Annotated in this window: 18 protein-coding genes; 8 read left to right on the top strand and 10 right to left on the bottom strand. The window is 36.7% G+C overall.

Going from position 1 to position 23952, the window contains the following annotated elements; translation table 11 throughout:
* The first annotated feature begins 60 nt into the window (after positions 1–60).
* The gene (locus tag FJOH_RS19905; protein ID WP_012025820.1) at positions 61–1851 is read left to right on the top strand and encodes a S41 family peptidase; all 1791 of its coding nucleotides are present in this window, start codon (positions 61–63) and stop codon (positions 1849–1851) included.
* A 135-nt stretch (positions 1852–1986) separates the two neighbouring features.
* On the opposite strand, the gene FJOH_RS19900 is transcribed toward FJOH_RS19905, so the two are convergent.
* Together FJOH_RS19900 and FJOH_RS19895 are read right to left on the bottom strand one after the other, a co-directional pair.
* Positions 1987–3249 carry an MFS transporter gene (locus FJOH_RS19900; protein WP_012025819.1) on the bottom strand — a complete coding sequence of 421 codons (1263 nt, stop codon included), beginning with the start codon at positions 3247–3249 and terminating at the stop codon, positions 1987–1989.
* A gap of 149 nt (positions 3250–3398) precedes the next feature.
* Positions 3399–6716, bottom strand: coding sequence for a TonB-dependent receptor (locus FJOH_RS19895; protein WP_012025818.1), 3318 nt, complete (start codon positions 6714–6716; stop codon positions 3399–3401).
* 432 nt (positions 6717–7148) lie between these two features.
* On the opposite strand from FJOH_RS19895, the gene FJOH_RS19890 reads away from it, so the two are divergent.
* Complete coding sequence (locus tag FJOH_RS19890) at positions 7149–8201, top strand: DUF1852 domain-containing protein (protein ID WP_012025817.1); 1053 nt, start codon at positions 7149–7151, stop codon at positions 8199–8201.
* Between the two features lie 33 nt (positions 8202–8234).
* Complete coding sequence (locus tag FJOH_RS19885) at positions 8235–9266, top strand: methionine synthase (protein ID WP_012025816.1); 1032 nt, start codon at positions 8235–8237, stop codon at positions 9264–9266.
* Positions 9267–9359: 93 nt separating this feature from the next.
* Here FJOH_RS19885 and FJOH_RS19880 read toward each other — a convergent pair whose 3' ends face one another.
* Complete coding sequence (locus tag FJOH_RS19880; protein ID WP_044047941.1) at positions 9360–10352, bottom strand: bile acid:sodium symporter family protein; 993 nt, start codon at positions 10350–10352, stop codon at positions 9360–9362.
* A gap of 163 nt (positions 10353–10515) precedes the next feature.
* Between FJOH_RS19880 and FJOH_RS19875 the strand changes: the two genes are divergently transcribed.
* On the top strand, positions 10516–10968 hold the full coding sequence (locus tag FJOH_RS19875; RefSeq protein WP_012025814.1) for an Lrp/AsnC family transcriptional regulator: 453 nt from the start codon (positions 10516–10518) through the stop codon (positions 10966–10968).
* 255 nt (positions 10969–11223) lie between these two features.
* Here FJOH_RS19875 and FJOH_RS19870 read toward each other — a convergent pair whose 3' ends face one another.
* A complete protein-coding gene (locus FJOH_RS19870; protein WP_012025813.1) occupies positions 11224–12984 on the bottom strand; it encodes an alpha-keto acid decarboxylase family protein in 1761 nt (586 codons plus the stop codon).
* Between the two features lies 1 nt (position 12985).
* Positions 12986–14707 carry a flavin monoamine oxidase family protein gene (locus tag FJOH_RS19865; protein ID WP_012025812.1) on the bottom strand — a complete coding sequence of 574 codons (1722 nt, stop codon included), beginning with the start codon at positions 14705–14707 and terminating at the stop codon, positions 12986–12988.
* Between the two features lie 482 nt (positions 14708–15189).
* Between FJOH_RS19865 and FJOH_RS19860 the strand changes: the two genes are divergently transcribed.
* Together FJOH_RS19860 and egtB are read left to right on the top strand one after the other, a co-directional pair.
* On the top strand, positions 15190–16182 hold the full coding sequence (locus tag FJOH_RS19860) for an L-histidine N(alpha)-methyltransferase (protein ID WP_012025811.1): 993 nt from the start codon (positions 15190–15192) through the stop codon (positions 16180–16182).
* A gap of 12 nt (positions 16183–16194) precedes the next feature.
* Entirely contained in the window at positions 16195–17382 is a 1188-nt protein-coding gene (egtB, locus tag FJOH_RS19855; protein WP_012025810.1) for an ergothioneine biosynthesis protein EgtB, read from the top strand.
* A 133-nt stretch (positions 17383–17515) separates the two neighbouring features.
* Here egtB and FJOH_RS19850 read toward each other — a convergent pair whose 3' ends face one another.
* Positions 17516–17824 (bottom strand): hypothetical protein, encoded by a 309-nt coding sequence (locus FJOH_RS19850; RefSeq protein ID WP_012025809.1) that lies wholly within the window; start codon positions 17822–17824, stop codon positions 17516–17518.
* Positions 17825–18084: 260 nt separating this feature from the next.
* On the opposite strand from FJOH_RS19850, the gene FJOH_RS19845 reads away from it, so the two are divergent.
* Positions 18085–18660 carry a hypothetical protein gene (locus FJOH_RS19845; protein WP_012025808.1) on the top strand — a complete coding sequence of 192 codons (576 nt, stop codon included), beginning with the start codon at positions 18085–18087 and terminating at the stop codon, positions 18658–18660.
* 3 nt (positions 18661–18663) lie between these two features.
* Positions 18664–20784: a cation:proton antiporter gene (locus FJOH_RS19840; protein ID WP_012025807.1), complete on the top strand. Its 2121-nt coding sequence runs from the start codon at positions 18664–18666 to the stop codon at positions 20782–20784.
* Positions 20785–20888: 104 nt separating this feature from the next.
* On the opposite strand, the gene FJOH_RS19835 is transcribed toward FJOH_RS19840, so the two are convergent.
* From FJOH_RS19835 to FJOH_RS19820, 4 genes are all read right to left on the bottom strand, one after another.
* Entirely contained in the window at positions 20889–21173 is a 285-nt protein-coding gene (locus tag FJOH_RS19835) for a hypothetical protein (protein ID WP_012025806.1), read from the bottom strand.
* 206 nt (positions 21174–21379) lie between these two features.
* A complete protein-coding gene (locus FJOH_RS19830; RefSeq protein ID WP_012025805.1) occupies positions 21380–22120 on the bottom strand; it encodes an SDR family NAD(P)-dependent oxidoreductase in 741 nt (246 codons plus the stop codon).
* A 77-nt stretch (positions 22121–22197) separates the two neighbouring features.
* Positions 22198–22764 (bottom strand): Crp/Fnr family transcriptional regulator, encoded by a 567-nt coding sequence (locus FJOH_RS19825; protein ID WP_012025804.1) that lies wholly within the window; start codon positions 22762–22764, stop codon positions 22198–22200.
* A gap of 227 nt (positions 22765–22991) precedes the next feature.
* On the bottom strand, positions 22992–23696 hold the full coding sequence (locus FJOH_RS19820) for an SDR family oxidoreductase (protein WP_012025803.1): 705 nt from the start codon (positions 23694–23696) through the stop codon (positions 22992–22994).
* Between the last annotated feature and the right edge of the window lie 256 nt (positions 23697–23952).

Below are 23952 nucleotides of genomic sequence, written 5' to 3'. Positions count from 1 at the left end.
ATCGTACAACAGAGTTTTGTTACAGCATTGTATTTTTGGGTATTCTAATTCTGATATGAAATGAAAAAAAGATTTTTCTCAATATTTTTAGCACTATGCGTTTGTATTTCTCTTACTGCACAGCACAAAAAGCAGACTATCAAATTAAACCAGCTGATTGACAATCTTGAAATAAAAAGAGGTGAGGAGCATTTTTTTAAAATTAAACTTACCGCAGACACCTATTATGCTCTAAATGTACAGCAGCAGGGAATAGATCTTATAGTTTCGATTATAAACAAAGAAGGGAAACTAATGGCCGAAGTTGACTCTCCAAATGGCAAGAACGGTCCTGAGAAAATTTTGTTTTCTCCTGACAAAACCGATGAATTTGAAGTTGGGATTAAACCTCTTGATGAAAAATCAAATTCAGAGTCTGGAAAATATACAATTCGACTGCAAAAAGTTCCTAATACACTTGAAAAAATCCCGGTTAAAAATCTTCTTTCTGATTTTGATTTACTCCAGAATGCCTATTACGAAACCAGAGTTGGTCTTTGGTACAATTCAAGAACACAATTTGACAGTATCTGTAATCTGCAGAAAAGCAAAATAAAAGCACCTATGAATGCTTTAGAATTTTACAGGATACTTGCTCCGGTGGTTTCGTTTACCAAGGAAGGACACTGCAACATTAAAATTTCTGATGAAACTACAGCTTTTTTAAAGCAAAAGGGAACTTATCTGCCATTTGGAATTAAAGTTTTAGATAAAAAAATATATGTCATAAATGATTATAAAGATTTCAAATTAAAAGGTCTTGTTCTTTCAAAAATAAACGGTGAAGCCATAGAAAATATCATGGCAAAAATGCTGGAAATTGAGCCCGCAGACGGATTTAATATGACGAGTAAATACCGATGGATTGAAGGAGCATTTTCTAAATATTATGCACGTTATTTTCCTGCTTCCAAATTTATTACACTGGAACTTCTAAATCCTGATAACAATACTAAAATAGTTTATGAAAACATTCCTTCCTGCACTTTTAAGGAGTTCACAAAACTATATGAAGAAATTAAAAAGCAGGTTCCTAATTATACATTCAGTAAATCATCTGATTTTTCTATAGATCCAATAACTTCAACAGCAGTTATTACGGTCAACACTTTTAGTTTGGGAAGTTATACTGATAAGCGAAAAGGATTTCAGTTATTTCTGGAAAAAGCCTTTGACAGCATTTCTTCTCAAAAAATAAAACATCTGATTATTGATATCAGAAAAAATGAAGGAGGAGAGCAGGGAATGGAAGATCACTTTTTATCTTACCTGACCAATGAAGAGTATAAAAAATACAAATATGTAGAGATTCCAGGGTTTACCTATTCATTTCTGGAGCATACTAATTATGCAGGTCAAAAAGAAATCCTGATCGAAGAATTAAAGGAGGATTTTTATCTTTCAACTGACGGCAGATACTTAAATAAAGAGGGACATTATATAGGGGAGAAACCGAATATAAAAAACTTTAAAGGAGACCTTTATATTTTAATTTCGGGTCTCACTTTTTCGGGAGGTTCAGAATTTGCCGCACTGGCAAAAAACTATACTCATGCAAAATTCATTGGTGAGGAAACCGGCGGTGGTTATTACGGGAATTCAAGCGGCAGTTTTCTAAGTTTCACTCTTCCTAATTCTGCTGTAACAGGCCGTATTCCCTTATGTAAATTTGTAATAGAACCTAAAGCTGATTCAATTCCCTTTGGGCGCGGCGTTTTGCCTGATTATGAATTACAGCCAACCATCAAGGAGTATCTTGCAGGATATGATAGTGAAATGGAATATGTAAAAACACTGATTAGAAAGAAATAAATAAAGGATCAATTTTGCTCTACATGATTATCAAAATTGTTAGTTAAAAGGATTGCTTTTTTCTCTTTACTTTTTTCTTTCAGATCGCTTTTAATTACTGAAGATTATCAGATAAAGTCCATTTTGTATGAAGCTCTATTTGATAATTTCATCAGTCATATCAATAGTTTTTGGATGCAGGCTCACCAGTTGTAAAACAATTGCACTAAAAACTACAAATAAGAGTAGTACAAAAACGTGTCTCATTCCTCCATTATCAGCGGCTTTTCCTAAAAACTCTGTAATAACAGCTCCTGCCGAAATACCAACAAAATTCATAATTCCATATCCCGTAGCCCTGTAACGGGGAGCAACGAACTGACAAAGAATAGGCATATTATTGGTGTCGTATATTCCAAATCCAAGCCCGAAAAGAACAGCGCCAAAAACAATAGCTGCTATGTCACAGCAATAGCCAAATAAAAACAACGCTGGGATGGTAAGAAACAGTCCAATAACGCTGGTGTAAATTCTTCCTTTAAGATGTTTCATTACCCATCTGTCTGAAATGGCACCTCCAATTAAAACGCCAAAAAAGGAAGACATCGAAATGGTTACCGTTGCAATTGGTCCTGCAAGAGACATGTCTAAATGTAAAGTTTCAGTAAATAAGGTGGGTAACCAGTTTTTGGCCGCCCAGCCTGGTAAACTTGGTGCAGAGAAATAAAAGAGCAAAACCCAAAAGGAGATATTACCGAATAATATTCCTAATCCTTTGAACATCTGCCTGAATTCATTGCCGACAGATGACTTTTTTGTGGGATCTAAGAAGTATGTTTTCTTTTCTTGTATAAAAAATATCAGTATTAAACTGTAAAGTACACCAAATAAACCTACTGAGTGGAAGCTGAAATGCCAGGAAAAATACTTAGAAATAGTGGCACCAAAACCACCAAGTGCCTGTCCTAAATAAATTCCGGTGGTATGAATCGCAATGGCAAAAGAGCGTGTTTTTTCCTGATGGTAATCTGCAATTAAGGATAAGGCAGCCGGAATATAAAAGGCTTCGCTAAAACCCATAATGCCGCGCAAAATATAAATCTGATTGAAAGTTGAGGCATAACCCATCGCCATAGTCACCCCGGACCAGATAAAAAGACTTCCAATGATGATTCTTTTTCGGTTAAACCGATCTGCTATAATTCCGGAAACAGGACTCATAAGTGCATAAATCCAAAGGAAAACAGCCATCAAAAGACCGAAATTTTCAGCTTTAGCCAATTCGGGAATATCATCCATCATTGCTGATTTCATAGTCGACAGCATTTGTCGGTCTAAATAATTCAATAAAGCAACAAACCACAGCAGGCCAACAACAATCCATGGATAGGATTTTTTTTCATTCAATTTAGCAATCATTCTCTTTTTTCAAAATAAAGGCCGAATATACGAATTCAAACGCAACAGGAAAGAATTGTTTTCTTTATAAAAAGGCACTAAATATAAAAGCCCTCTCAAGTAAATGAGAGGGCTTTTTTTAAAAAACAATAAACAATAAAAATATTTTTTTAATTACCAAAAGTATATCTAATAGTAAATTGTGCCTGCCAAACATCAAATGTTGATGTGTTTTTTTGGAAAGTATCTTTTATTAGAGTTCTCATTCCATTTGTATCTGTTTGTGTAGCTAACTGATAAACTGGTATGTTTCCTGCAGCTGTTGAGTTGTAAGCCAGAACGTTTGGATTAGTTGCTCTTTGTGTAACTCCCCAGTCTTTATTAAGCATGTTTGTAAAGTTTAGAATATCTGCCCTTACTTGGAAAGAATTCTTTTTACCGCCTATTTTAATATAGATATCCTGAGTAACAGAAAGATCTAATCTGTGAAGCATTGGAAGGATAGCTCCATTTCTTTCTGCATACTGACCTCTTCTTGTACGAAGGTATTTATCCTGGTTAATGTAAGCATCGAATGCAGCCTGTTGTTGTGCTTCAGTGTAAGTGGTTACAACATTTGCACCATTTACAGTATTAGTAACTGATAATGGAGCGAAACGAATTTCAGAAGCGCTGTTTGGTATGTACATAAGATCATTTCCATTTACTCTGTCTCCATTCATATCTCCTCCGTAAGCATACGTAAATGGGTTTGCCTGTTCACCAATATAACCTAAGTTAATAGAAGTAGCACCTCCTAAACCTTTTCCATATTCAATTCTATAACCAAGTACCCCAACGATTCTATTCGGTGTATTGTTATTTGAAGCCGAAACAGCTAAGTCATTATTTCCATTGATAGATCTTGCACTAGTCCATGAACCAGATGCGATTGATCCCGGAGAAATTAAATCTGCAGCTTCAGAATGTGTATAAGCAATCGATCCCCAAAGACCGTTTTGATATGGATATTCTAATTTGAAAGTAGTAGAGTAGAAGTATCCTTTATCAGAGTTTGTTAAAACAATTCCATTAGAAACATTATCATTAACTCTGGTTCCTGCATCATTTCGAGAGTATCTTGGTCTGTTGTCAGGGCCTCCAAAAGTTCCTACTGGTGCATCTAAATTTGCGTTATAATAATTGATAGCATTAATGTTTTTCTGGATGATTCCTTCAACAGTACCTACGAAACCAAAAGGAAGTTTTTGATCAACTGCCATTGTTGTTTTCCAAACCTGAGGATATTTGAATTTTTTGTCTGTAAAAGCTAAATCAAAACTTGTAGGCAGGGTTGGAGTTTCTGGTGTAAAATATTGTGCAGGTCTAGGAGTAAAACCGTATCCGCCTGCAGCCAAAGCAGCACCGCTGACATCAACAAATCCTGTAAGAACACCATTGTTTCCAATTTGATTTGAAAGGTAAACTGAAGGAGCTCTTCCTGTGAAAATTCCTGAACCTCCGCGTAGTAATGTAGAAGCATCCCCGTTTAAATCCAAGTTGAAACCAACTCTCGGTTCAAATAAATATTGTGCATCAGGCATCTCTCCTGTATTGAATTTTTCTCCATTTGCAAAAGTCATCGCAGTTACTGTTGGATTCTCTAATGCTGTATCAGCAAACCAAACTCTTGAAGCTCTAAGACCAATGCTTAATTTAAAGTTGTCGCTCAATTTAATTTCATCTTGAGCATATAAATCAAGTTTGTTAGATTTTAAAATCTGCAATGGTTCTTCACCGCCAGGTAAAGCAGAATATCTGTATTGGAAACGTGCAGGTGAAGTTGCTGTAGCCGAAGACGGAGCACCTCCATTTGCTGCAGATTGATCAGCAGCTGCATAAAAATCAGCTAAAGAGTTAAATACATAAACTCCGTTTGAACCAGAGAAAAACAAGTTGCTTGATTTGAAATATTCAAAATTAGCACCTAAAACAATAGAATGTTTTCCGATAGTCTTTGTTAAATTATCTGTAAAGTGAAGAGTAGAGTAGCTAAGTTTATTACCTTGTGTAAAAGGATCTAAACCAACTGAAATATAAGTATTTGCTCCATTCTTAATGTCAATCGTTGGAAATAAGCCGCCACCTTGAAGCCCTCTGTCTTCAATTTGTTTGTCATAACCAGCAATAAAGTTGTTGTACCATGAGTTTCCAAATTTACTGTTTAATTCTACCACAATAGATCTTGTGTTATCTAAAATGGTATAACCGCTGTTTTTATAAGACATAGCCAATACACTTGTTCTTCTGTTTCCAAAACCTAATGAGTTTGAATTTGAAGTTAATTCGTCAGAAGATGAATTATGGAATACGTAACGAGCTGTAAGTTTATGATTATCGTTGATATTCCAGTCAATACGAGTTAAGAATTTTTTAGATGTTTTATTTGCATCATAATTTTCCCATGGACCTGTTTCATATCCAAATTTGTCTTTCATGTAATTTGAAAGTGTCTGCATTTCAGTATAAGTCGGATTAGAAATCTGCGAACCTCCAGACGGAGAGCCAGTAGATGTCCAAGTAGTAGCCGGGCTTGTATTTTCGATAGTTTCGAAGTTACCAAAAAAGAATAATTTGTTTTTGATAATTGGCGCACCAACACGTGCTCCCCATATTTTTTCATTAAATGTTCCAGGTTTGATTGTTACATCTTTACCAGGATGAGTTCCAATAAAAGTCTTTTTGTTGTTTCTGAAAGAATTGTAAACAGACCCTTCAATCTCATTTGTACCACTTCTGGTTACAGCATTGATACCTGATCCTAAAAATCCAGACTGACGAATATCAAAAGGAGCAATGTTTACCTGCAGCTGCTCAATAGCGTCTAAAGAAATTGCTGTAGATCCTGTTCTTCCTCCAGCTTGTGACTCTGAACCCAGACCGAATCCATTATTAAAAACAGAACCGTCAATTGTAAAATTGTTCAATCTTGAATCCTGTCCTCCAAAAGTACCATTGGCACCAGCATTTGCGTTGTATTTTGTTACAGAGTTTACAGATCTTGATCCTAATACTGGAACAGCTGTAATTTCTCTGTTTGAAAACTGTTGTGATGCTCCAGTTCGGCCTTTGTTAAAGTTTCCTTTTGATTTTGTAGAAACCACAACTTCTTGAAGGGCATTTGATTCCTCTTCAATTTTAATGTTAACCGTTAAATTACTTCCTAATCCAACGTTAATATCAGTTATTTCAGAAGTCTTATATCCTACGTAACTAACTTTAACAGTATAGGGTCCGCCTGGTCTTAAACCTTGTGCAGAATAACCGCCGTCATAATCAGAAGTAGAAAAATACTTTGTACCAGTAGGTTTGTGGATAATTTCTACGGTAGCTCCGGGAAGTACTTCTCCTTTGGTTGATCTAACAGTACCTGACATAGCTGATCCAGTTACCTGCGCATGTCCTAATGTTGTTAGAAGAATAAACAAAACAAATAGAGTTTTTTTCATTTTGGTGTATAAGTTTATAAATTTTTTGGCAAAATTATAACATATAAGAAGGAAGGTGTTAATACAATATTAACAAAAGGGTATTTTAAGTTTTCCTTGTAAATGGAGGAATTTGGCTGGTCTTTTTGAAAAGCTTGTAACTGAAAAAGCTGATTCCAAAGGAAGATTACTTTTCTTTTAGATAAATTGATTTTATTATTTTAAGATATCAATTCCACATCTTTTTGAACATTCTATATACTCCAAATCAATCATATTTAAGTTTCTCTAAAGAATAATTATCTGTTTTTTTTAGTATTGTATTCTTGAAAAGATAAATATTCTTTAAATATACTGGTAAAAGGAATATTTATCTGAGTTTTACTCATTGCTAAAATAATTCGTCTTTTATATTCAAATTTGCAAGGTAAAAAAACTAAAAGTTATCATCAAATGAAAGCGAACGTACAAGAAGATTTAAGAATAAACGAAAAGCAAGATATTGAAAACATCCAGAATGCAATAAAGAATGATTTTACATTTACATTAGAGAGCACTTGTTTAGATGAAAACTATCACCCCTCAAGTCAAACGCGTTTGACAACCAATTTTGCAAACTTGGCTAGAGGAGCTAATCGCCAGCAAAACTTACGTAATGCCTTAAATATGATTAACAATCGATTTAATGCATTGGCTCATTTGGATAATCCAAAAGGTGATCGTTACCTTGTAGAACTTGAAATCATCACAGTAACGATGAATATTGATGATAAGAATGGTAGTAACACTCTGCCGTTGATTGAAGTTTTAAAAACGAATATTTTTGACCATAAGACTGGCGAGCGTATTGAAGGTATTGCCGGAAATAATTTCTCTTCTTATGTTCGTGATTATGATTTTAGTATTTTGTTGATTGAGTACAATAAAAACAAAGCTAATTTTTCTATTCCTGAAGATTTTGGTGATTTGCACGGAAAACTTTATAAGTGCTTTGTGAATTCAGTCACTTATAAAGAGCACTTTAAGATGTCACCTATCATTTGCCTAAGTGTATCTAGCAACAAAACTTATACCCGCACCGAGTATCAGCATCCGGTTCTGGGTTTTGAGTATCTGCAGAATGAGTATTCTCTCACTGATGAATATTTCTCTAAAATGGGCTTAAAAGTTCGTTTTTTCATGCCTCAGAACAGTGCGGCACCAATGGCTTTTTATCATTCCGGAGATCTGCTTGCTGATTATACTGATTTGGGACTAATCAGCTCAATCAGCACTATGGAGACTTTCCAGAAGATTTATCGCCCTGAAATTTACAATGCAAATTCAGTAGCTGGGAAAATCTATCAACCTAGTCTTAAACACGAAGATTTTTCGCTGACTCGCGTGGATTATGACCGCGAAGAGCGCAGCCGACTGGCTGTAGAACAGGGTAAATATGCAGAAGAGCATTTCATTAAGCCTTACAAAAATCTACTGGAACAATGGTCTGCTGATTTTTCCCTTTAATTAATTACAACAACACATTAAAATTATTTTATTATGAAGAAATTATTATTACCCACCTCAATTGTTGGAAGTCTGCCCAAACCTGCCTGGCTTGCGCCACCTGAAAAACTTTGGTCACCTTGGAAATTAGAAGGAGATCAGTTACTTGAAGGGAAACAAGATGCTTTGCGCATTTCTTTGCATCAACAACAATTGGCTGGGGTTGATATAATTTGTGATGGTGAGCAGACACGCCAGCATTTTGTAACTACTTTTATCGAGCATTTAAGCGGTGTAGATTTTGAAAATCGTAAAATTGTAAAAATTCGTAACCGTTATGATGCGAGTGTTCCTGTTGTTGTTGGTGAAGTTGCACGTCAAAAAGCAGTTTTTGTTGAAGATGCTAAATTTTTACGTAAACAGACTAATAAACCTATAAAATGGGCATTGCCAGGTCCGATGACAATGGTAGATACCTTATACGATGACCATTACAAAAACAGGGAAAAATTGGCGTGGGAATTTGCAAAAGCGCTCAATCAAGAAGCAAGAGAACTTCAAGATGCGGGAGTAGATATTATTCAGTTTGATGAACCTGCATTTAATGTATTTTTTGATGAAGTAAACGATTGGGGAATGGCAGTATTAGAAAGAGCTATTGAAGGCTTAAACTGCGAAACTGCAGTACATATTTGTTACGGTTATGGAATACAAGCAAATACTGATTGGAAAAAGACATTGGGTTCTGAATGGCGTCAATACGAAGAAATTTTCCCAAAAATTCAAAAATCTAATATTGATATTGTGTCATTAGAATGTCATAACTCACGTGTACCTTTTAATTTAATGGAACTTGTTCGTGGTAAAAAAGTAATGGTTGGTGCAATTGATGTGGCAACAAACACTATCGAAACACCAGAAGAAGTAGCTGATACCCTGCGAAAAGCTCTTGAGTTCGTAGATGTCGAAAATCTTTACCCTAGTACAAACTGTGGTATGGCTCCATTATCCCGAAATGTAGCCATAGGGAAGTTAAATGCTTTAAGCGCAGGAGCAGAAATTATACGCAGAGAACTTGCTGTTTAATTCAATGTATTAATTATAAAATGGAGCTTTTTTTTTAACTCCCTCTGTCCGTAGAGTTAAGATACTCTACGGACTAACAACTGGCTCTTAAAATTATACTTTTTTTCGTCGAGCCATACCCTGAGCGATGATACTTGCAGCAATCAATTGCAAGGCATGATAAATCATAAGCGGCAACAATACGATACCGGTGATAGTACTGTGCTGAAAAAGCACTTTTGACATGACGGTGCCGTGTACCAACGACTTTTTAGATCCGCAAAATAAAACCGTAATACGATCTTCATCCGAAAAACCAAGTAAGCGGCTGAGAAGCCCGACACAAAGGAATACGGCAAAAAACAAGACCATCATTCCTGCAGCGAGTCCCGCAAGCTCAAGGGCTGTGAAACCTTCGAAAAGATGTTGTGTGAATGACTTACAAAACGATGTGTAAATGATGGTAAGGATGATAGCCTGGTCGAAATATTTGAGCTGTTTCTTGTATTTTTCAGCAATGGCTCCAAAACGAGAGTTGAGGCTGATGCCAATGATGACAGGCAATAAGACTTGAAAAACCAACTTTATTACGATATCAGTGACATCAAAATCGCCTGTTGCAGAAGCTATGAACAATCCAACCCAGAGCGGTGTAACGATTACTCCGATCAAACTGGAAATACTCGCATTGAAAATAGCTGCGGGAATGTTGCCCTTAGCAATAGAAACCATGACCACTGAAGAGGAAACTGTGGATGGTAAAGCTGCCAGAAAGAATACACCCAGCCAAAGCAGCTCAAAACCTGCGTTGATAAACAAAGGGCGAAATGCCAAAACGATAAGCGGAAAAAACAAAAAGGTTGTGAACTGAACGACAATGTGCATTTTCAAGTTGGCAAGTCCGGCTTTTAATTTCTCAACACTCAGGCGCAGGCCATAAAAAAAGAAAATCAACGATACACCTGCATTGGCAATCTCTTCCAGCGAAACAGGTTCTTTGATTATGCCCGGCTTCGGCAAAAAATAAGCCAGCAGGATCATGGTGCCTATCATTAACAGGAAACCGTCGAAACCTGCTTTACTTAATACTTCTAATAACTTTTTCAATGTGCTCTTATTTTAATAGATTTTTATACTGCAAAAGTATATTTTGAAGGTCATTAAATCTTTGGTTTTATTAAAATAAGGTTTTTATGTTGTTTTTTGTTACATTTGAAGATTATTATTCTTTTTTGTAAATTAATTTAACCTTTTTTAAGTAAAATATTCTATGGAGCAGATAGACGATGTTGATCTTCAATTACTAAATATACTTCACGATAATTCTAAATATACTGTGAAAGAACTGGCCAAAATGGTAAATCTTTCGGCATCACCTGTTTTTGAGCGTATTAAAAGATTAGAAAACAACGGTTATATTAAGAAATATATAGCTCTGCTGGATGCAGAAAAACTAAACAGGGGATTTATCGTTTTCTGTAATATCAAACTTAAACAGCACGATCGTAATATTGGGAATCAGTTTGTTAGTGATATTATGAAAATAGAAGAAATTGTAGAATGTTACAATATCTCAGGAGATTACGATTTTTTAATGAAAGTTTCTGCCAAAGATATGAAGCATTATCAGGATTTTGTATTTAACAAATTAGGCTCAGTTGAAAGTATAGGGAGTACCCAAAGTACCTTTGTTATGTCAGAAATAAAAAATATGTATGGATAGTCCTGTGATGGTTTATTGGTTTGAAATTGGTAAAGTTTTTTTATCTGCTTAAATTTTTCCTCAACTAAGACTTTCATTTCATCAAAGTCCTGCTTTTTCCAATTAAGCAGTGTATTAAGTTTCTGCCACAAAAGACATGCTGGCGTTTATTTTTAAAATTCGCCTTAGCTTTTGCGGCAGAAAATGTATTAAGTTCATTCGGTAAAAAGTATGTTTCTGCCGGTTGAATAATTTTAAAATGTGCCTATTTTGAAATTAACATAAACTCCAGTCTTTATCCAGAAATTCATCTTCTCCAGGCTCCTCTGTCTTATAAGCAATTGATTCAGGAATAGATGTTTTAGGAATGTTTACATGAACGATAGTATTTTCTTTAATGTTCTCAAGATGTTTTAAAACTTCGTTAAGTTCGTCGAGAGTGCTGACTTCAAAACCTCTGCCTCCAAATACATCAACAAGTTTTGCATATTTCCAACGGTGCATCTGGTTGTAATCATAAATATCGTTTAGATCGGGAATGCTGTATTCAACCTTTTCTGCACCGCGAAAAGGATTTGGATTAACAAGCATTTGTTCAATACCATAAATTCCATTATCCAAAACAAATACAACCGTATCGTGTTTTAGTTTATTCTGTGTAGATATAGCTTGGCATGTTTCCTGAAAAGCACCGTCTCCAACAAATACTACGGGTCTTTTATCTGGTCTGGCACATTTTATTCCGGTGGCGGCGGGAACGGAATAACCTATCGAAAGCCATGATGCCTGCGCTACAAATCCATTTGGTTCTGCAATACGAATTCCCTGTGCACCCAATAAAGGAAAACCGGCATCTGCCACTACTATATGCCTTTCGTCAATAAAAGTATTGATCCGTTTGAAAAAGGTATCATAAGTAAGCGTTGGTTTCGCATTTTTTCTAATGCTTTGATCCGCTACAAAAAATGATTCAGGCAGCTGTTCTGCGTCATACATTTCATAAGCACTAAATTTAACTTTAGTAAGTTCTTCTTTTAGAAATATCATAAAATCCCGCAACGATACATTGGCGATGTAAGAGGCGCCAATCCTTACACCGCTGTGATTGGCAAGTACAGTATCATCTTTCCAAACATCAAAACCACCCAGGTTTTTGCCTGTGGTCCATACGCCAAGGCCGATTTTAAGCTGGGCTTTTTCGAATTTTTCCTTGACATCTTTTGGCGATGCCTTACCGTTAAAAACGCCTTTGAACTTAGGATGGTTTTCCGACACAATTGATTTTCCAAGTATTGAGGTCACAAATTCTGTATCGGTTGTTTCAATCAAATCCAAAAATTCTTTTTGAATACCATAGCGCTGGATCTCAATTCCTCCCCAGAAAATAATTTCTTTGCCCTGTGCCATTGCAGCTACTCTTTTAGCAGCCTTGCGTGCACTTGATTGACATTTAGATACTTCTCTTTCTGCTAATGGAGCGTCAGGCGGATTGCATTCCATTCGCCAGGCATCTTCAAAAACTTCTAGATAAACCGGTCTTCCATATAAAATACAGGCATTCAGTACGGAATCAATTTTGTAAGGAGCATCAGATGAACCCGTAATTTGTTCTGCTGCAACGGTAACGTTTCGAAAAACATTGATATTACTATACATGTCTCCCGTCATATGTGATGCCAGCATACCCTGAACCAGGCTTCGCTGCTGGTCTTTGTTGGTAGGCCCTCCATTAATAACAAGCACGGGACAATGCTCTACATAAGAACCTGCAACTGAATTAAGCAGTGTAAATGCGCCTACGCCATAGGTTACCGCTACTGCAGCGAAACCGTTTTGACGTGCATAGGCATCAGTACAGTGTCCGGCATTTATTTCATTTGTGTCGTTAACGATTTTAATTTTCGCATTTTTATCTTCGTGAATTGTATTTAAAAAGGGTGCAGTATAATTGCCTGCAATCCCAAATAAATGTGTTAATCCTAATTGTTCAAGACGTATCTGCAGGTATTTTGCAACGGATATTTTTTTCTGTCCCATCTTAAATCGGGTTATTAAGGTTACCAGTATTTTCGTTGACTTCAAGCGCGGTGCGGATTCCAGATTCAATTGCACCTTCAATCCAGGCATGTTTCAGAGAAGTATGCTCACCTGCAAAATGTGCTTTTCCATTCCATTCAGTTGAGATGATATGGCGCTGCAATAAGTGCAATTGTCCCGGATTAAAGATTGCGGCTTCACCATAAGCATACGGGTCGCGCATCCAGCTTTGTGTTGCGCCGCCAATTAATTTTCCGTTTTTGTACTTGCGCTCCTTAATGCTCGAGCTGATTACGGCAAGGTCGATAATACGCTGCTGTTCCTTTTTATCATCAGAGTGCATAATGGCCAGGTTCTTAAGTGCATAAAAATACCTGTCATCGTCATCCATAGAATCCCAGCGGCTTGCTTCATCAGACCAGCAGTAGGATGCTAATACAACGCCATGTCCGTTACTGCCTAAGTCATTGCTCGGGTAATAGGTGAAACGGTTTGAAAAATCAGTAATCGTACCGCCGCCAACAATATTATAAGGTTCTTCCTGCCACCATTTCTCGCGAAATTCCAGCAGTATTTTAGTTGCAGAATCATAATGCAGTTCGCGGATCGCTTTTCTTTTAAGCTGCTTGAACTGTGGTGTTACATACACATGTCTTAAAGCTGAAAACGGTATTGTGACAATTATTTCATCAAATTCCAGGTCACTAACAGGTGTTTTTAAGGCTTTGAATCCTGCATCTTCATAAAATTGAAAGTCACGCTGCACCTCAATATCCACCTCAACCTTCACCTTATCGTTAACGAGCATCATTTTAGTCATCCTGCAGTCAAAATAGGTGTTTTCTTCCAGACTGTGAGCTTTGAAGAGTGCATTTGGCAGCAGATCGCTTCCTCCGACAATTTCCAAAAAGCGAGTAGAATCTTTGATGATATTCTGTTCAATAAAACTCTGGATAAAGTCATAAGCCATTCTGGACTCCAGATTCTGCATAACCCCAATCATCTCGATGGCGTTCTCTGAATACATCGAATTTTCCTTTAAAAAACGACGCATCGAATATTCTCCGTAACGCTCAATAAGCAAAGGCCAGTTTTTCTCAGGATCTTCTGCAATAAAAGCTTTAAGAGGATTAATAAGATTAGCCATTAACTGGTCGGCACGCATGTTTTCACTGCTGCTCAAATGAAAGTCCAGCAGTTTGTTTACATCAACGACCTTAGTTGTATCTTTTGGAATATATTCATTTTGAACAACACGTTTGCGGTTAACATAAAAAAGGGAATTTCTGGTCACCTCAGGCTCAGGTTTAGAAGGGTCTGCTTGATGTGCGATTGCTTGTTTTTTGTCAACAGACAGATAATAAAATGGCTCCGTTTTGAGTCCGAGTTTATCGATGTATTTGAGCACCATTTGATGTATGGTTGGGATGCGCATTGCACCAGCTTCACCATAGACACTATCATCTTCAAAATATTTTTTGTCTTTAGAGTTCCTAAAAGTCTTGATTCTGCCGCCCACTCGGGTGTTTGATTCGATTATAGTAACATTATGGCCAGCTTGTTTTAACATACCTGCTGCTACCATTCCAGCCATTCCGGCACCAATAATTAATACGTCTTTTGGTTTATCCGTAGGCGGGATTCCCTGGTCAATGTACTTTAAGTACTGCTGGATAATAATGTCATTGTCTTCGTCAAGTAAGCCGTGTAAGTAGTTTTCCATAATCAGTTTGGTTATTAGTTTATTATTTAAATGAGGTAGGATTTAGAGTCGAATAGACCAATTTTTTCTTTTAGTAATTAGATAAATAGGAACGTGCATGGTTAATGGATTAACGGTTTGCATATTAAATCGCTTGCAGGGCGGTTTACCCTTAGACTGTTTTTCAGCATCGCGTTTATAATAACCATCGTAAAGTGCTTGATTGGAATCTAAATTATAGCAGATATAAAATAAACCTAAAAGAAATGACATGAAGCGGAAATTATTGGGTATAAGAGTGATTTTATATGCAATAAAATTTTTAAAACACCACTGCACCTTTATGTATCAAAAGCTGCTGTTTCAGTTTTTTTAAGTTAAGATTCTTTTTAATAGAGAACTCATTAGAGCGCGGCAAGGTATACCTTTATGTAAATAGCAGGCTTCATCATATAATGGTATAATGGGAACTGCAGTACCACAAATGCAAAAAACAAAAAACAATGAAGTTATCAGAAACATTTACAGCACAAAATAAAGAAACAGAACAGCAGACAGCCAATACTTTTCTTGAGGATGTAACAGCTGGTCTGCGGCAGCATCCCAAACAGCTGCAGTCGAAATATTTTTACGATCAGCGCGGCGACAAGCTTTTTCAGGAAATCATGAGCCTTCCAGACTATTACCTGACCCGATGTGAAATGGATATTTTTAAGAGTAAAACTGCTGAGATAGCCTTAGGCATCAGCGCAGATAATACTCCCTTTGATTTAATTGAACTTGGGGCAGGAGATGCCTCTAAATCCATACATCTGCTGCAATACCTGAAAAATCTGGACACTGATTTCAGATATATGCCTATTGATATATCTGGCAATATCCTTTCGGTTTTAGATGAAAGACTGAAAAAAGAAATACCAGGGCTTGATATAGTTAGTCTTGAAGGAGAATATTTTCAGATGCTTTATAAGGCATCTCAGCTTTCTTCCCGTAGAAAAGTGATCTTGTTTCTGGGAAGTAATATAGGGAATATGGAACTGGAAGAAGCATACCGATTCTGTTTTGAACTGCGTAAGAATCTTAATAAAGGCGATGTTGTCATGATTGGTTTTGACCTGAAAAAAGAACCTAATACTATATTAAATGCTTACAATGACGCAGAGGGAGTGACTGCCTCGTTTAACCTGAATCTGCTGGAGCGTATCAATAAAGAGCTTGGTGCTGATTTTGTGTTAGATCAGTTTGAACATTATGAAACTTATGATCCGGTTACAGGTGCCTGCAGAAGTTATCTGATCAGTCTTGCGGATCAGAACGTTTCTCTTGACGGCGATGTATTTCATTTTGCTGAAAACGAACCTGTTTATATGGAAGTGTCTCAGAAATTTTCCATAGAAGACACCCAAAAAATGGCATTACAGTCTGGATTTAAGACGGTTTACAGCATTATGGACAGCAGAGAATGGTTTGTGGATGTTTTTTGGACAGCCGTTTAAATAAGAATAATTATGGAACAGACAATAACACATTTTGATACCCGCCTTTTACTGGCAAAGTATAAAAAAATACGCATGCAGTCAGAGCTGCTCTGTAGTCCGTTGGAAACAGAAGATTATGTAGTGCAGCCCATCGCAGATGTGAGTCCTCCTAAATGGCATTTAGGGCATACGACCTGGTTTTTTGAAACCTTTATTCTTATTCCCCATTTTTCAGGTTATAAGGAATTTAATACGCAGTATAATTTTGTTTTTAACAGTTATTATGAAACAGTAGGCGCAAGAGTTTTGCGTACGGACCGCGGTAACTTGAGCCGTCCGTCGGTTGCTGACATTTATGCTTACAGGACTTATGTAGACCAGCAGATGGAGGTTTTTCTGGAGCATTCAATGCTTTCAGATGAACTATCTGCTATACTGGAATTAGGTTTGAACCACGAACAGCAGCATCAGGAGCTTCTCCTGACAGACATTAAATACATACTGGGTCATAATCCTCTTTTCCCACCTTACCGTGAAACAGACAGAGTGGAGGAAGATTTAAAACCTTCCATAGATGCTGGGTTTATTTCAATGGCTGAGGGTATTTATGAAATAGGATTTAAAGGCACTGGTTTCAGCTTTGATAATGAGTGGGGACTGCATAAAAAATATTTAGAAGCTTTCGAGATCGCAGCTTCCCTTGTAACTAATGGAGAATATCTGCAGTTCATACATGAAGGCGGCTATGAGAATTTTGTGTGGTGGCATTCGGAAGGATGGGATTGGGTAAAACAGCAACAAGCAAAAGCACCTTTATACTGGCATTTTATCGATGGAAAGTGGATGTATTATACACTTAGCGGATTACAGGTTGTTAATCCGCATGAAGCGTTATGTCATGTTAATTTTTATGAAGCTTCAGCCTTTGCCGCGTGGAAAGGCATGCGCCTTCCTACAGAAGAAGAGTGGGAGGCAGCCTGCGGTGATTTTAATTGGGGAAAAAGATGGGAATGGACAGCAAGTGCTTATCTTCCTTATCCCAGATATACTAAACAGTCTGGAGCCATTGGTGAATATAACGGAAAGTTTATGGTAAACCAGATGGTACTGCGGGGAGGCTCAATTGCTACCCCGGAAGGGCACACCCGCGCTTCCTATCGTAATTTTTTCCATCCAAGACACCAGTGGCAGTTTTCAGGAATCCGTCTTGTAAGATGAGACAAATTGATTCCTGTCCATAGTATTTCACGAACGATAACCAGAATTTTTAAAATAATTAAGTGTTTATTCTTTTTTAACTGAAAAGAAATAATTAGGAAAATTTTGAGAATAAACACTTGAGATTGGCTGTTTAATAATAGGTTGACTCCAGGTATGGGTCGTAGATATCTGCATCCCACTGGTTATCATCAAATTCATCCAAAAGATCATCTTCAGATTCAGGATCAATTATACTTTCGTTTTCGGATTGGTTATGAGCTGCATGCAGAAATTCGCAGTCAAAGTCAGGTTCATCCTCAAATTTACGGTATAAATCTGTTAGAAGATCTAAATTTTGTATTTCACGTTGAGTTGCCGCGTGTGAAAAATTGCTGTTAGACTGTCTGCTTGATGGAGATAATGATGTAATGACTGGAAGCACTGCTGCTGTGGTTTTCATAATGTAATTTATTTGTGGTTCTATAATTGTCTGAGGCAAAAATAACCGATTGGGAAAGCTTTTAAATTACAGAATTCTGCCTTGGAGTTACATAATTTTGAATTATTAAATAGCTTGTAACTGTGTGACTTACTTTAAATGAAATTTACTTATTACAGCCGACTGTGCAGAACTTTAATGCAGGCTTCCGTTTTTTTAGAGCCCTTTTATTTTGTAAGGCGGTATATTTTGGTTAAATTGTATATCCAAAAAAAACTTTTATGAAACAATTATCCCTATTATTAATTCTTACCTGCATTTTTATCTCATGCGAAAACAGAAAAGAGCAGGAACTGCTCAAGAGAGAAAAGGCTTTAACTTTAAAGGAAGAAGAATTTGAAAAAAAAGAAGCTGACTATAAAGTATTATTAGCCATGCGAGACAGCATCTCTGCCCTAAAAGATACTGTCAATAATGATGCTGAATTAATAACGGAATGGCCTGAGAAACTTAAAGGATTTTGGAACAGTAAGATGCTGTGCAGAGAATCAAACTGCGGCCAGTATGTTATAGGAGACCAGCGTAATGAAACTTGGGAATTTGTATCTGATTCGACAGGAATTTTTACAAATGTTTTAAATAATAAAAAGCTGGTAAGAGTATTTAAGGCAAAATACCTTAAAGACAGGATACTGCTTGAATTCAGCAGTGACAGTGTTTCTAAAAACAGAGTAAAAATGAATGTGGTTCTTGATGATATCAAAGAGAATATTATTAAAGGCACACAGACTATCACTGGACAAGAGAACTGTTCTGCCAGGTTTTCGGTTGAACTTACACTTCCTCAAAAAAAATAATTTATGTTATTAAGTATACAGCATGTCAGTCTTCCTATTGAAGATCCGGTATTAAAATTCCTTATCGAGCTTATTATAATTTTATGTATTCCTCTTTTACTCAATAAAATAAAAGTGCCGCACCTGCTGGGTCTTATTATAGCCGGTGCCGTTATTGGTCCAAATGGATTTAATGTTCTTGCCAGAGACAGCAGTGTAGTGGTGACAGGTACTACTGGACTGCTCTATATAATGTTTCTTGCCGGACTTGAGATAGATATGGGCGATTTTAAAAAAAATAAATGGAAAAGTATCACTTTTTCGCTCTATACCTTTATTGTGCCATTTGCACTGGGGCTTGTGGGTGGTTATTACATACTCCATTTTTCGCTTTTAAGCTCGGTATTATTTGCCAGCCTTTTTTCTTCCCATACTCTTATTGTATATCCAATGGTGAGCAAATTAGGGATAGCAAAAAAGCTTGCGGTAAATGTAACGGTAGGCGGCACGATGATTACAGATGTACTTTCGCTTGTAGTACTGGCTGTTGTGGTGGGCATGTCACAGGGAGAAGTTGGAACTTCCTTCTGGGTTAAGCTTTCTGTTTCCATGCTTGTATTTGCTTTAATAGTTCTGCTTCTTTTTCCTGTCTTGGCGCGCTGGTTTTTTAAGAATGTCGAAGACAAGATTTCCCAGTATATTTTTGTTATTGTGATGATTTATCTAGCTGCTTTATTGGCAGAGCTCGCTGGAATAGAAGCCATTATTGGAGCATTTTTTGCCGGTCTTGCGCTAAACAGGCTGATACCGCACAGTTCATCACTTATGAACAGGGTAGAATTTGTAGGGAATGCTATTTTTATTCCATTTTTCCTGATTAGTGTTGGTATGTTGATTGATTTTAATGCTTTTATCCAGAGCTGGGAAACACTGGGAGTAGCTGCAGTTATGCTTACAGCTTCAATTGGAGGGAAATACGCGGCAGCTTTTTTAACGAAAAAGACTTTTAGATTTACAAATGATGAAGGCAGTCTTATTTTCGGTATGAGTGCGGCTTCTGCGGCAGCTACGCTTGCTTCAGTAATGGTGGGATATAATATTATCTTATCCGAAAATGAAGCAGGTGAGCCTGTCAGACTTTTAAATGAACATGTGCTTAATGGCAGTATTCTGCTTATACTTATTTCCTGTACTATTTCGTCATTTGTGTCAATGGCAAGCGCTCAAAGGATTGCCGATGCAGATAAAGAAGAAACCGCGGCAGGTGCAGGTGATGAGGAAGAAAAAATTCTGCTGGCTGTAAATCATGAACATACAGTTGAGAAAATGGTTAATCTGGGGCTTCTCATAAAAGGCAGAAACAATAAAGACAAACTTTTTGCACTTAATGTCATTAACGAAGACAAAAGTGAATCATCTTCAAAAAATGCAGAAAAACTGCTGGGTGCGGCTGTAAATATAGCATCCTCTGCCGATGTTAAATTAAATCCGATAACCCGTCATGATAATGATGTGATTGCAGGGATTAATAATGTGGTAAAAGAACAGAATATTACTGATTTGATTATTGGCCTGGAAGAAGAAAAAGGATTTTCTTCATCCTTTATTTATAATCTTTATAACGGCTACCTGCAGAACAAGAATATAAATCTGATTATTTATCATGCGGTTCAGCCGGTGTCAACCATTAAAAAATATGCTGTGCTTATCCCTGCTGATGCTGAACTGGAACCGGGATTTTTTCATTGTTTATTAAGAATTTGGAACATCGGAAAAAATACGGGGGCTAAAATGAGTTTTTATGCAAACCAGAAAACCATTGGTGTATTGAAGAGTATTATAGTAAAGGCAAATATTGAAGCTGTTTTTAATCCTGTGACCTCATGGCAGGAAGCTGAAAATACTGCGGGCAGTCTGGAAGAAGACGAAGGTCTTATTATTTTAATGGCTGACAGGGGTATGCATTCTTATTTCCCTCAGATGAAAGAAGTGCCAGAAATTTTAAATAAAAAACTGAGCAGTAATAACTATATATTAATTTATCCTTTCACAAAAATTGATAATACGGTTATAGAAAAAAGAGCTGTAAGCAATCTTGATGATTTTGCTGATATCGGAAAAATTATCGGCCGAATTTTTAAGTAGAACTTGGTGTACTTCTTAGAGATTTAATGATAAAAAGTTGCTGTCTTTTTATTAAGACAGCAACTCTATTTATTTTGTGATTTGTCAGTTACCGGCAGTAAAAACTAATTGCATAAAACTTTATGATTTACTTTCATCAGACCCTTTATGGTAATAACACTTCGGTCGGTATCAGAATTTAAAAATATAAGCCCCTGATCATTGAGATACAGTAAAGCATCTAATACTGAAGACTGATGCATTTTTTCAACGTATAAACAATCTGTAAAAGACATAGAGGTGTTAACGATCTGGTTAACCAGCCTGGTAAGCTCTTCCAAAGAACAGCTTGTTCCATATCGTTCTGCAAGTATTTGCAGTACTTTTAATACAACAGGTGATGTTTCCATGATAATACGGTTTTTATTCATATACGAGAATAAATACATTTTAGTTTTTGCCGCGGGTTTCTTCTTTGTTATAAACTTTGTAAAATTTTTATTGAGTTTTTATCTCATAAAGGGGAGGTTGGCTGGAGTGGAGGTTGATTTGAACAGCATCACCACAGCAGTAAGAGGTTGAATAAAAACAACCTCTTACTAACTAAAATACTCTTTTACCACTGTATCAAACCAGTTTCTGGATTTGTTTCTTCACTGAAAAATCCGCCGGTTGGTCCAGCATTATCAATTATGACATATTTAATAATTCTATTCGCTGCTACTTCGACTTCACCACCATTAAAGAACGTAAAATCGGTTTTTGTAAGCCCCGGACAAACAGCATTTACCTTAAAATTGGTATTCCGCAGTTCATATGCTAACTGTATGGTATACATATTCAATGCTGCTTTGGATACAGCATATACTCCGTATTTGGCATAGCTGTAAGCAGGCCATTGCGGATTACTTTGTAATGCAAGAGAACCAACACTGGTACTAACATTCACTATTCGGGGTTCCGAAGATTTTTTCAGCAGATCAATAAAGATTTGCGTTACATTGGCTGTACCAATTAAGTTGGTATTAACAGCATCCAAGTATTGGACGCTTGAAGCTTCCAGTACAGTATAAGGAGGGCTCCCGCCGTTAATACCTGCATTATTGATCAGAACATCTAAAACTGATACCTTTTCAACAATTTTCTCACGTGCTGTCTGTATTGAGCAAAGGTCAGTAACATCCAATTCTATACTTTCAACATTTGAAAATCCTTCTGCCTTGAGTTTCTCGAGAGCCGTCAGACCGTTACCTGGATTGCGGCTTGCAATAAATACAAAAAATCCCTTTTGTAAAAGCTGCCTGGCAGTTTCAAAACCAATTCCTTTGTTTGCTCCTGTAATTAATACTGTTTTCATATTTTGTAATTTTAAAATTTCAATACAAAATTCAAGTATTAAACAGCGGTGTCATTTACCATTTGGTAAAAAGCCCATCAGCGTATGTTTTTCCGGATTCTGCTTAGAGATTGTTGTGTTACTCCCAAATAGGTAGCTATATAGGATAATGGAACGCGATTGATCAGTGAAGGATAATTTTCCATAAACTCCAAGTATCTTGTGGTTGCATCCTGAGAAATAACCGGGCCTTTTCTTGATTTCTGGTGCATGCACAACTGCACCATTTTATTTTTAATAGTGTCCCACTCCACAATAATACGGGAGAGTTCTTCCCAGTCTTTCTTAGAAAATATAATGAGGCTGCAATCTGTAACGGCCTGCAGATATTCGGAAGATGAAGCCTGAGCCTCAAAGTTAACGTAATCACATACCAAGCTGTTTTCGCTGATGAAACAACGGGTGATTTCTTCGCCTTTATTATTATAATAACAGCCGCGGATAACCCCTTGAGTGATAAACCCAACCTGTCTAGGAATTTTTCCAGCCTCAGAAAAATAATCGTCTTTTTTTAAGTTGAAGATTTGTCCCTTACTGATCACAAGGTCAATCTGCTGTGTATTGAGACTGCCAAACTGCAGGATATATTGAATCATTTTTTCCATTTGTGCAATTTAAAAAGAATATGTTTTCTCTGATTTACCATTTGGTAAAAAATAAACTGTGATACTACTTTTTAATAGCGGAATAATTTTGTATTATTAAAATATCTGAGGATTATTTACCGTCTGAAAATCAATTATAAAGCATTGTTTTTTTCGGACAGACAAGCTTGTGTTTTAGATTGTGTAAGTGTAATTATTGCACATGTATTTTTGACAGTTCATTTTATTTATTTCGTTTTCGTTGGACGGACTTCTATTTTGCTGGGCAGCACATTAGGGTTCATTCTTAAGAGATCCACGACCATCTGTCCTATATCAGAGGGCTGGATTTTCCATTTATCCTCTTCACTTGGAATATGGCTGTTGAAGTTGGAAGTAACCGACCCGGGCATAATAGTAGTGCACTTTACATCATAATCACGCAGATCCAGCATGGCAGCCTGGGTAAAGCCCACCAGGCCAAATTTTGAAGCATTGTAACCTGCGCCTTTAGCAAAGAAATTTGCTCCGGCCAGGGAGGCAATTGAAATGTAATAGCCTTTGTTTTCTTTGAGCTGTTCCACTGCTGCTTTCAGGGTATGGAAAGCCCCAGTGAGATTCGTGTCAATCATCGTATTCCATTCCTCAAGTGACATTTCGTCTATAGGTGCAAATTTTCCGATTCCTGCATTGGCAATGACAATATCCAGTTTACCGAATTCAGATACGATATGTTCAACAGCTTTGCGTTCATCATTGAAATTTCTGATATCAGACTGCAGGATCAGTACATTTTGTTTCCCTAATGCCTGCTGCGCCTTTTCAAGTGCATCGGTATCCCTTCCTGAAATAGCTACTTTTACTCCGTTTTTTACTAAAGCTTCTGCAATACCAAAACCGATGCCTTTTGCCCCTCCGGTTATATACGCTGTTTTGTTCTCTATGTTCTGCATAGTTATTTTTTACTTTTATTGTTTTTACTTTCTTATCTAAGTCTGATGTTTTGTATATATTTTGTTTAAAAACAAGATAGGTTATAAAAATACGATAAATTAAAATATTCTCACTTTTCTATTTTATTGTAACACTTGCTGGGACTAGATGTTTCTTTAAATAAAAGAGTATTTAATTCTGTCAGCTAAAGCTGACCAACTAAGTTAAAATTAAGTAATAAGGTTTCATAAATGCAGCGATTTAACTCAAATGTAA

Source organism: Flavobacterium johnsoniae UW101, from assembly GCF_000016645.1.
Classification (GTDB): Bacteria; Bacteroidota; Bacteroidia; order Flavobacteriales; family Flavobacteriaceae; genus Flavobacterium; species Flavobacterium johnsoniae.
The sequence above is the reverse complement of the archived record's forward strand: the minus strand, read 5'-3'. Positions and strand labels throughout refer to the sequence as shown.